Origin of the sequence: Mycobacterium sp. 1245805.9, assembly GCF_001672915.1 — a bacterium.
Classification (GTDB): Bacteria; Actinomycetota; Actinomycetes; order Mycobacteriales; family Mycobacteriaceae; genus Mycobacterium.
Genome location: NZ_LZKR01000085.1, coordinates 51,841 through 61,470 on the forward strand (window position 1 = coordinate 51,841; position 9,630 = coordinate 61,470).

General features: G+C 69.6%; 10 protein-coding genes. 8 read left to right on the plus strand and 2 right to left on the minus strand.

Annotated features, from left to right (window positions below; translation table 11 throughout):
* Positions 1 to 53: 53 nt before the first annotated feature.
* From A9X00_RS12655 to A9X00_RS12665, 3 genes are read left to right on the plus strand one after another with little or no spacing between them, the layout of a single operon-like run.
* Positions 54 to 1,718, plus strand: a complete 1,665-nt coding sequence (locus tag A9X00_RS12655) for a DAK2 domain-containing protein (protein WP_156772054.1) — start codon at positions 54 to 56, stop codon at positions 1,716 to 1,718.
* A gap of 2 nt (positions 1,719 to 1,720) precedes the next feature.
* Complete coding sequence (gene recG, locus A9X00_RS12660) at positions 1,721 to 3,961, plus strand: ATP-dependent DNA helicase RecG (RefSeq protein WP_067153400.1); 2,241 nt, start codon at positions 1,721 to 1,723, stop codon at positions 3,959 to 3,961.
* Positions 3,958 to 4,668 carry an HNH endonuclease family protein gene (locus A9X00_RS12665; protein ID WP_067153402.1) on the plus strand — a complete coding sequence of 237 codons (711 nt, stop codon included), beginning with the start codon at positions 3,958 to 3,960 and terminating at the stop codon, positions 4,666 to 4,668. The genes recG and A9X00_RS12665 overlap by 4 nt, the downstream gene beginning before the upstream one ends.
* Positions 4,669 to 4,677: 9 nt before the next feature.
* Here the strand turns inward: A9X00_RS12665 and A9X00_RS12670 are convergent, their stop codons facing one another.
* The gene (locus A9X00_RS12670; protein ID WP_156772055.1) at positions 4,678 to 5,523 is read right to left on the minus strand and encodes an aldo/keto reductase; all 846 of its coding nucleotides are present in this window, start codon (positions 5,521 to 5,523) and stop codon (positions 4,678 to 4,680) included.
* Between the two features lie 257 nt (positions 5,524 to 5,780).
* Here A9X00_RS12670 and A9X00_RS12675 point away from each other — a divergent pair, with 257 nt between their 5' ends.
* The 5 genes from A9X00_RS12675 to coaD all read left to right on the plus strand — a co-directional run bounded on the left by A9X00_RS12675 (position 5,781) and on the right by coaD (position 9,502).
* Positions 5,781 to 6,893 carry an alpha/beta hydrolase gene (locus A9X00_RS12675; protein WP_067153406.1) on the plus strand — a complete coding sequence of 371 codons (1,113 nt, stop codon included), beginning with the start codon at positions 5,781 to 5,783 and terminating at the stop codon, positions 6,891 to 6,893.
* A gap of 75 nt (positions 6,894 to 6,968) precedes the next feature.
* A complete protein-coding gene (locus tag A9X00_RS12680) occupies positions 6,969 to 7,727 on the plus strand; it encodes a DsbA family protein (protein ID WP_067153408.1) in 759 nt (252 codons plus the stop codon).
* Between the two features lie 11 nt (positions 7,728 to 7,738).
* Entirely contained in the window at positions 7,739 to 8,359 is a 621-nt protein-coding gene (locus A9X00_RS12685) for a vitamin K epoxide reductase family protein (protein WP_067153430.1), read from the plus strand.
* 4 nt (positions 8,360 to 8,363) lie between these two features.
* Positions 8,364 to 8,918: a 16S rRNA (guanine(966)-N(2))-methyltransferase RsmD gene (gene rsmD, locus A9X00_RS12690; protein ID WP_067153410.1), complete on the plus strand. Its 555-nt coding sequence runs from the start codon at positions 8,364 to 8,366 to the stop codon at positions 8,916 to 8,918.
* A 101-nt stretch (positions 8,919 to 9,019) separates the two neighbouring features.
* A complete protein-coding gene (gene coaD, locus A9X00_RS12695; protein WP_067153412.1) occupies positions 9,020 to 9,502 on the plus strand; it encodes a pantetheine-phosphate adenylyltransferase in 483 nt (160 codons plus the stop codon).
* A gap of 31 nt (positions 9,503 to 9,533) precedes the next feature.
* Here the strand turns inward: coaD and A9X00_RS31855 are convergent.
* A partial coding sequence (locus tag A9X00_RS31855) for a hypothetical protein (RefSeq protein ID WP_232006783.1) occupies positions 9,534 to 9,630 on the minus strand: 97 nt, incomplete at its 5' end.

Sequence of the window (9,630 nt, forward strand, 5' to 3'; positions counted from 1 at the left end):
ACGGGGGCGCCGCCGTGGCTGGCCGCTGGGAGGCTCCGAGGGAGGTGGGTCGCTTGGGCACGTCAGAGGCGCTGCTGGACGCCCCTGCCCTGCGGGACTGGGCCCACACCGCCGTCAGCGACCTGATCACCCACATCGACGAGATCAACCGGCTCAACGTCTTCCCGGTCGCCGACTCCGACACGGGTGCGAACATGCTGTTCACCATGCGTTCCGCGCTGGCGGAGGCCTCTGCAGGGTCGGGCGGCGACGGCTGCGTGGCGCGGGTGGCGGCGGCCCTGTCGGCCGGTGCGCTGAACGGCGCCCGCGGCAATTCCGGGGTGATATTGTCGCAGATCCTGCGTGGTATCGCCGATGTCACCGCGGCTGCGGCGGCCGACGCCGGCGGCGAGCTGCCCCACATGGACGCGGCCATGCTCGGGGCCGCGCTGCGGCGCGGCGTGGAGCTGGTCATCGCGTCGATGGGCGGCGCCGAAGTCCCGGGAACCATCGTCTCGGTGCTGCGGGCCGCCGCCGAGGCCGTCGAGGGCTGCGCCGACGAGGGGCTGTCCGCCGCGATCACCGCCGCGGGCGATGCGGCGGTGATCGCGCTGGAAAAGACCCCCGAACAGCTCGACGTCCTCGCCCACGCCGGCGCCGTGGACGCCGGCGGGCGCGGCCTGCTCGTCCTGCTGGACGCGCTGCGCAGCGCCGTCAGCGGCCAGGCGCCCCGCCGCGCGGTGTACGCGCCGTCGCCGCGCGCGCACCGGCCCGAAGCCGCCGCCGAACAACCGGCGCCGCAGTTCGAGGTGATGTACCGGCTGGACGGTTGCGATTCCGCGGCCGCGGACGCGCTGCGCAATCGCCTCGAGAGCCTCGGGGAATCCGTGGCCATCGCCGCGGCGGCCGCGCAGGAATCCACCGACAGCTACTCCGTGCATGTGCACACCGACGACGCCGGGGCCGCCGTCGAGGCGGGACTGGCGGCCGGGCGCCTCAGCCGCATCGTCATCTCGGCGCTGACCTCCGGTGCCACCGGGATTCCCGCCGGCGGCTGGACGCGCGAGCGCGCGGTGCTGGCCGTCGTCGACGGCGACGGCGCCGCCGAGCTGTTCTCCGGCGAGGGCGCCTGCGTGCTGCGGCCCGATCCGGACGTCGGTGACATCAGCGCGCACCAGCTGATGCGGGCCGTCGTCGACACCGGCGCCGCCCAGGTGATGGTGCTGCCCAACGGCTATGTGGCCGCCGAGGAGCTGGTGGCCGGCTGCACGGCGGCCATCGGGTGGGGGATCGACGTGGTGCCCATTCCGACGGGCTCGATGGTGCAGGGGCTGGCGGCGCTGGCCGTGCACGAAGCGGACCGGCAGGCGGTCGACGACGGCTTCACCATGGCCCGCGCCGCCGGCGCGGCCCGGCACGCGTCGGTGCGCGTCGCGACCGAGAGCGCGTTGACCTGGGCCGGTCGCTGCCAGCCCGGCGACGGCTTGGGCATCGCGGGCGACGAGGTGCTCATCGTGGCCGCCGACGTTGCCGGGGCGGCGATCGGCCTGCTCGACCTGCTGCTGGCATCCGGGGGCGATCTGGTGACGGTGCTGATCGGATCCGGCATCGACGATCAGGCCGCCGCCACGGTGGGCGACGTCCTGCAGGACCACGTGCACGACAACCATCCGGGGACCGAGCTGATGACCTACCGCACCGGCCACCGCGGCGACGTCCTGCTGATCGGGGTCGAGTAGCCGTGGCGTCGCTGTCCGACCGGCTGGACTACGTGGTGGGCGGCAAGGTGATCAAGCTGCTCGACGAAATATTCGGCATCCGGACCGTGGACGACTTGCTGCGCCATTACCCCCGCGGCTACTCCGAAGGCGCGAGCCTGTGGGGCTTCGGCGACGAGCGGCCCGAGGAGGGCGAGCACATCACCATCGTCGACGTCATCACGGATGCCTTCACGAAGCCGATGAACAAGGACCCGAAGAAGAAATACTGCCGCATCACCGTTGGCAGCGGACGCAACAAGGTGACGGCGACATTCTTCAATGCGGGGTGGATCAGCAAGGAGCTGACCAAACACACCAAGGTGATGTTGTCCGGCGAAGTCGGTTACTACAAGGGCGCTATGCAGTTCACGCACCCGGCCTTTCTCGTTCTCGATTCACCGGACGGCAAGGCCCACGGCACCAAGTCGCTGGCCAAAATCGCGGGCGCGTCACGAGCCTCCACGGCCGAAGAGGTCTTGGATGCTTACGAACGCCGCTTCTTCGCGATCTATCCCGCCAGCGCGAAATTGCAGAGCTGGGACATCTTCGCGACCGTCCGCCAGGTGCTCAACATGCTCGACCCGGTGCCCGACCCGCTGCCGGAAGAGCTGCGCGCCGAACTCGGCCTGATCTCCGAGGACGAGGCGCTGCGAGCGATCCATCTCTCTGAGGACGAGCGCGAACGGCAAAGGGCGCGTGAGCGATTGACGTTCGACGAGGCCGTCGGCCTGCAGTGGGCGCTGGTCGCCCGTCGGCACGGCGAGCTGTCGGAATCGGGGCCCCCGGCACCGCGACGCGACGACGGCCTGGCCTCGGAGTTGTTGCGGCGGTTGCCTTTCGAGCTGACGGCGGGACAGCGCGAGGTGCTCGCCGTGCTGTCCGAGGGGCTGGCGGCGACCCGCCCGATGAACCGCCTGCTGCAGGGCGAGGTCGGCTCCGGCAAGACGATCGTGTCGGTGCTGGCGATGCTGCAGATGGTCGACGCGGGCTACCAGTGTGCGCTGCTGGCGCCCACGGAAGTCCTTGCCGCACAACATCTCCGATCGATCCGCGATGTCCTCGGCGAGTTGGCGATGGCGGGCCAGCTGGGCGGGGCGGACAACGCGACCCGGGTGGCGCTGCTCACCGGCTCGATGACGGCCGCGCAGAAGAAGCAGGTCCGTGACGAGGTCGCCGGCGGTCACGCCGGCATCGTCATCGGCACCCATGCGCTGCTGCAGGACGCGGTGAACTTCCACAACCTGGGCATGGTCGTCGTCGACGAACAGCACCGGTTCGGCGTCGAGCAGCGAGATCAATTGCGCGCCAAGGCCCCCGCGGGCATCACGCCGCACCTGCTGGTGATGACGGCGACTCCGATACCGCGTACCGTCGCGCTCACGGTGTACGGCGACCTGGAGACCTCGACGCTGCGCGAACTTCCGCGCGGGCGCCAGCCGATCAACACCAACGTCATCTTTATCGGCGACAAGCCCGCCTGGCTCGAGCGCGCCTGGCACCGCATCATCGAGGAGGTCTCCGCGGGCCGCCAGGTCTATGTGGTGGCGCCGCGAATCGACGAGACCGACGACAGCGGAAAGGAGAACGAAAAGGAAAAGGAAAAAGAGGAGGGCCGCCGTCCGTCGTCGACCGCGGTGGGACTGTTCGACCGATTGCGCTCCCGGGAGCTGGCGGACCTGCGGCTGGCCCTGATGCACGGGCGGTTGTCGGCCGACGAGAAGGACGCCGCGATGGCCGCCTTCCGCGCGGGTGACGTCGACGTCCTGGTGTGCACCACCGTCATTGAGGTCGGTGTCGACGTTCCCAACGCCACGATCATGCTGGTGATGGACGCCGACCGGTTCGGCATCAGCCAGCTGCATCAGCTGCGCGGCCGCATCGGCCGGGGCAAGCATCCGAGCCTGTGCCTGCTGGCCAGCTGGGTCCCGCCGGAATCGCAGGCCGGTCGGCGGCTGCGTGCCGTGGCCGAGACCATGGACGGCTTCGCCCTGGCCGACCTGGACCTCAGGGAACGCCGCGAGGGAGATGTGCTGGGCCGCAACCAATCCGGTCGGGCCGTGACGTTGCGGCTGCTGTCGCTGGCCGACCACGGAACCTACATCGAGGCCGCCCGCGACTACTGCGTGCGGACCTACGAGCGCGATCCCGCCAACCCCGAATTGGCCTTGCTGGCGGCGCGTTTCACCGACACCGACCGGATCGAATACCTGGACAAGGCGTGAACCGGAAGCTGCTGCTGTGGTTGTCGGCGGCCGCGCTGCTCGCGGTGTTGGTCGCCTACCAGACGCTGGGATCGCTGTCGTCCAAGCGCGCCGAGGTCGCCGCCCGCGCCGATGTGCCGACGGTGCAACCCGGCACCGACGTGCTCGCGGGCGTCGCCGTGTTGCCGGAGCGGGCCCACCGCTACGACTACCGTCGCGCGGCGTTCGGCGACGCCTGGGATGACGACAACGATGCCCCGCTCGGGCACAACGGGTGTGACACCCGCGACGACATCCTCGACCGCGACCTCGTCGACAAGACCTACGTGTCGATCAAGCGGTGCCCGAACGCGGTGGCGACCGGGACCCTGCACGACCCGTACACCAACACCACGGTCATGTTTCAGCGCGGGGCCAAGGTGGGCGAGGCGGTGCAGATCGACCACATCGTCCCGCTGGCCTACGCCTGGGACATGGGGGCCTACGGCTGGCCGCTCCCCGAGCGGCTGCGCTTCGCGAACGATCCGGCCAACCTGCTGGCCGTTGAGGGGCAGGCCAATCAGGACAAGGGCGATTCGCCGCCCGCGCAGTGGATGCCGCCGAACACCGCGTTCGCGTGCCAGTACGCGGTGCAGTTCATCGCCGTGCTGCGCGGCTACCAGCTGCCGGTCGACCAGCCCTCAGCGGGGGTGCTGCGGCAGGCCGCGGCCACCTGCCCGGCGGGGTAGCCCGGCCCCCTAGGAGCCGTCGTAGGTGTCCGGGTCCGGGCGCAGCCTGGTGCCGTCGTTGAGGCCGTTGATCGTATCCATGTGTTCGCCGGCCAATTCGAAATCGAAGATGTCCAAATTGCTGGCGATGCGCTCGGGGTTGCTCGAGCGGAAAATCACCGAATTGCCCAGTTGCACGTTCCACCGCAACAGCACCTGCGCCGGCGTCTTGCCGTATTCGGCGGCCACCGAGGCCACGGTCGGGTTGTCGATCAGCTTGCCCAGCGCGAGGGGCGTGTAGGACTGGGTGACGACGTTGTGCTGCGCGTTGGCCTTGCGCATCCCGTCCTGGTTGAGCAGCGGGTGCAACTCGATCTGGTTGACCGCCGGGGTGACGAAGGTCAGGTCGATCACGGTGGAGAGCTGGTCCTCGGTGAAGTTGGAGACCCCGATCGAGCGGGCGTGGCCTTCCCCGCGGGACTGGATCATGCCGCCGAAGGCGTCGACGTACTGGCCCAGCGCCGGGGCCGGCCAATGAATGAGGTAGAGGTCGACGTAGTCCAGGCCGAGACGCTCCAGGCTGGCGCTGCAGGCCAACGGGGCCTTGCTGAAACCCTGGTCCGGGGTGGCCAGCTTGGTGGTGACGAACAACTCCGCGCGCGGAATCCCGGAGGCCGCGATCGCGCGGCCCACGGCGGCTTCGTTGCCGTAGGCGGCGGCGGTGTCGATGAGCCGGCAGCCGAATTCCAGCGCGGCCGATACCGCGCGCTCGGTCTCGTCCTCCGACAACTCGGCGACGCCGAGGCCGAGCACCGGGATGGTGTTTTCGTCATTGAGAGCTATCGACGGTATGGCGGCGCTCGACTCGCGAGTCAACGTCATTCACCTACCTGTGAAATTGAAGTTTCGTGGATTCGGATCCGCCGTCGAAATTTCTCGCATTTCGTCTGGGTTCACCGACTTGGGGATCACGATATTACCCAGCTGCAAACGCCACGTAGTCGACGCCCGCGCGGGTGTCCCCCCGACCGCGCGTCTCGCCGCCGCCCGTAGAGTTGGTCGCACGGCGCGCCGGGTATAGACGGGTATCGGACAACCGTCGTGCGGCGTGACGAGGGGAGCAGGAGAAACTCATGGCCAAGAGTCTCGCGGTGGACCTCGACCTCGGAGCCAAACGCGCATCGATGCGCTGGACGAGCCGCGTGCAGGGCGCCGTCTCCACCATCGGCGTCAAGGTCATTCCCTGGATCCCGACGCCGGCCAAGCGGGCACTGTTCGGCGGCCGCTCGGTGATCATCGACGGCAACACGCTGGACCCGACGCTGCAGCTGATGCTGTCCGGGTTGCACGCCGTCGGTATCGACGGCCTGGTCGTCGACGACGACGCGGCCGCGTCCCGCGCCCAGCTCCGCGAGACGACGGCGGCCCTGCCCGGGCCGCAGGTTCACGTCGAGGTGGACGAGATCTCGCTGCCCGGACCGGCCGGCGAGATCCGCGCGCGCCACTACCGCCCGGCCGACGGGACGGACGCGCCGCTGCTGGTCTTCTATCACGGCGGGGGATGGGTGATCGGCGACCTGGACACGTACGACCCGCTGTGCCGGCTGATATGCCGGGACGCCGGGATCCACGTGTTGTCGGTCGACTACCGGCTGGCGCCCGAGCACCCGGCGCCGGCGGCGGTCGACGATGCGTATGCGGCCTTCAAATGGGCGCACGAGCACGCCGCAGAACTCGGTGCGGCCCCCGGGCGGGTCGCGGTCGGCGGCGACAGCGCCGGCGGCAACCTGGCCGCCGTCGTCGCTCAGCTGGCGCGAAACGAGGGCGGCCCCGCCCCCGTGCTGCAGTGGCTGATCTACCCGCGCACCGACTTCACGGCGCAAACCCGGTCGATGGGCCTGTTCGCCCGCGGCTTCCTGCTGACCCGCCGCGACATGGACTGGTTCGAGGCGCAGTACCTGCGGGGCTCGGGGATCGATCCGGCCGATCCGCGGCTGTCGCCGCTGCACGCCGAGTCGCTGTCGGGCCTGGCGCCCGCGCTGATCGCGGTCGGCGGCTTCGATCCGCTGCGCGACGAGGGCGAGGCCTATGCCGCGGCCCTGCGGGCCGCGGGGACCGCGGTGGACCTGCGCTACATGGGCTCGCTGACCCACGGCTTCGTGAACCTGTTCCAGCTCGGCGGCGACAGCGCCGTCGGCACCAGCGAACTGATTTCGGCGTTGCGCGCCCATCTGAGCCGCGCCTGAGTCACCGGGCGTCGCGCCGGTACGCTAGAGGCGCCTCTCAAGCGTGCATCACCGTGACGAAGGATCAGCGAACCCGTGGCCGACAAACCCAAACGCCCCCCGCGCTACGACCTGAAGTCCGGCACCGGGAAATCCGGCCGCCTCATCCAGATCGCGGGCACCGCGTTCGTCGTACTCCTGCTCGTCGGCGTCGTCTACTGGGCCGTCAGCCACAAGAAGAAGCCCGGCGCCACCGGCGAGGGCGACACGGTGCGGGTGACGTCGAGCAAGCTGGTCACCCAGCCGGGGACCAGCACCCCGAAGGCCGTGGTGACGTTCTACGAGGACTTCCTCTGTCCGGCCTGCGGTAATTTCGAGCGCACTTATGGGCCGACCGTTTCCAAGCTGATCGACATCGGCGCCATCGCCGCCGATTACTCCATGGTCGCGATCCTCGACAGCCAGCGAAACCAGAACTATTCGTCGCGGGCGGGCGCGGCGGCCCTGTGCGTCGCCGACGAATCCATGGACGCGTTCCGCCGTTTCCACAGCGCGCTCTACAGCGCGGACATCCAGCCCAACGAGCGCGGCACCAGCTTCCCCGACAACGCGCGGCTCATCGAACTCGCCCGTGAGGCCGGCGCCGCCGGCAAGGTCCCCGACTGCATCAACAGCGGCAAGTACCTTTCCAAGGTCACCGGCGAGGCGGCGGCCGCCAAGATCAACGCCACCCCGACCATCAAGATCAACGGCGAAGATTACGAGCCGTCGACGCCCGACGCGCTCGTCGGCAAGATCAAGTCGATAGTCGGCGACGTGCCGGGCCTGGACACCGCCGTCGCTCCCGCGGCGTGACGACCACCCCGGTGTCCGCGCAACCCGCCGAGGACGGCGGCGAGGCGGCGCCGGATTCGGCGACCCGGGCGCCCGCGCCCAGCGCGTGGTGGGTGCTCATCGCCGGGGTGATCGGCCTGGGCGCGTCGATGACCCTGACGGTGGAGAAGATCCAGCTGCTGCTCAACCCGGCGTATGTGCCGACGTGCAACATCAACCCGATCGTCTCGTGCGGGTCGGTGATGGTGACGCCGCAGGCGTCGGTGCTGGGATTCCCCAACCCGGTGCTCGGACTGGTGGGCTTCACGGTGGTGATCGTCACGGGCGTCCTGGCCGTCGCGAAAGTGCCACTGCCGCAATGGTATTGGGTCGGGCTGACGGTCGGGGTGCTGCTCGGTGCGGCGTTCGTGCACTGGCTGATCTTTCAGAGCCTGTATCGCATCGGGGCGTTGTGCCCGTACTGCATGGTGGTCTGGGTGGTCATCATCGCGCTGCTGGTGGTGAGCGCGTCGATCGCGTTTCGTCCGGCGCTGCAGACCGGTGGGCTGCGGGTGCTCTACCAGTGGCGGTGGTCGATCGCCGCGCTGTGGTTCACGGCGGTGTTTCTGCTGATCATGGTGCGGTTCTGGGACTACTGGTCGACGCTGTTGTGAACGCGTGACCCGGATCATCGGCGGCGTCGCCGGGGGCCGGCGCATCGCCGTTCCACCGCGGGGAACCCGGCCGACCACCGACCGGGTGCGCGAATCGCTGTTCAACATCATCACCGCGCGGCGCGACCTGACCGGGCTGGCGGTGCTCGACCTGTACGCCGGGTCGGGCGCGCTGGGGCTGGAGGCGCTGTCGCGCGGGGCCGTGTCCGCGCTCTTCGTGGAATCCGACCAGCGCACCGCGGCGGTCATCGCGCGCAACATCGAGGCGCTGGGCCTGCCCGGCGCGACCCTGCGGCGCGGCGCGGTGGCGGCCGTCCTGGCGGCCGGGGCCGCGACGCCGGTGGATCTGGTCCTGGCCGACCCGCCCTACGACGTGGACGCCGCGGAGGTGAACGCCGTGCTGGCCGCGCTGAGCGCGCACGGCTGGGTGCGCGACGGAACCGTCGCCGCGGTGGAGCGTGCGGCCGCCGGCGCCGCGCTGACGTGGCCCGCGGGCTGGTCGGCGTGGCCCGAGCGCGTCTACGGCGACACCCGCCTGGAGCTGGCCGAATTTGGGTGAGCGTGGCGTGTAGCGTCATCCGTCATGAGCGCCGCTCTCCCCCGCAAGCGGGAGGTGCCCCCACCTCATCGCTACGCTCTGCATCGTCGCCGGCGCGCGCTATGAGCGGCGCGGTATGTCCCGGATCGTTCGACCCGGTGACATTGGGCCACATCGATGTCTTCGAACGCGCCTCGGCCCAATTCGACGAGGTCGTCGTCGCGATCCTGGTCAACCCCGCCAAGAAGGGCATGTTCGACCTCGACGAGCGGATCGCCATGATCGAGGAGTCGACGACGCATCTGCCCAACCTGCGGGTCGAGGCCGGCCAGGGCCTGGTGGTCGACTTCGTCAGGGCGCGCGGAATGACCGCGATCGTGAAGGGCCTGCGCACCGGCACCGACTTCGAGTACGAGCTGCAGATGGCGCAGATGAACAAGCACATCGCCGGTGTGGACACGTTTTTCGTGGCCACCACGCCGCGCTATTCGTTCGTGTCGTCGTCGCTGGCCAAGGAGGTCGCGATGTTCGGCGGCAACGTGACGGAGCTGTTGCCCGAACCCGTGAATCGCCGCTTGCGCGAAAAGCTTTCGGACCGGCCCTAGTCGAAATTGCCTGTGCCCCAATACAACCGACTTAGTTGTTGCTTGGTGGGGGCTGCGGTTGGAAGGGGTCGTACCACCACCAGTCGGCGCGTTCGCCGAGGGGTCCCGGGCAGGGTGGGACGGTGGGT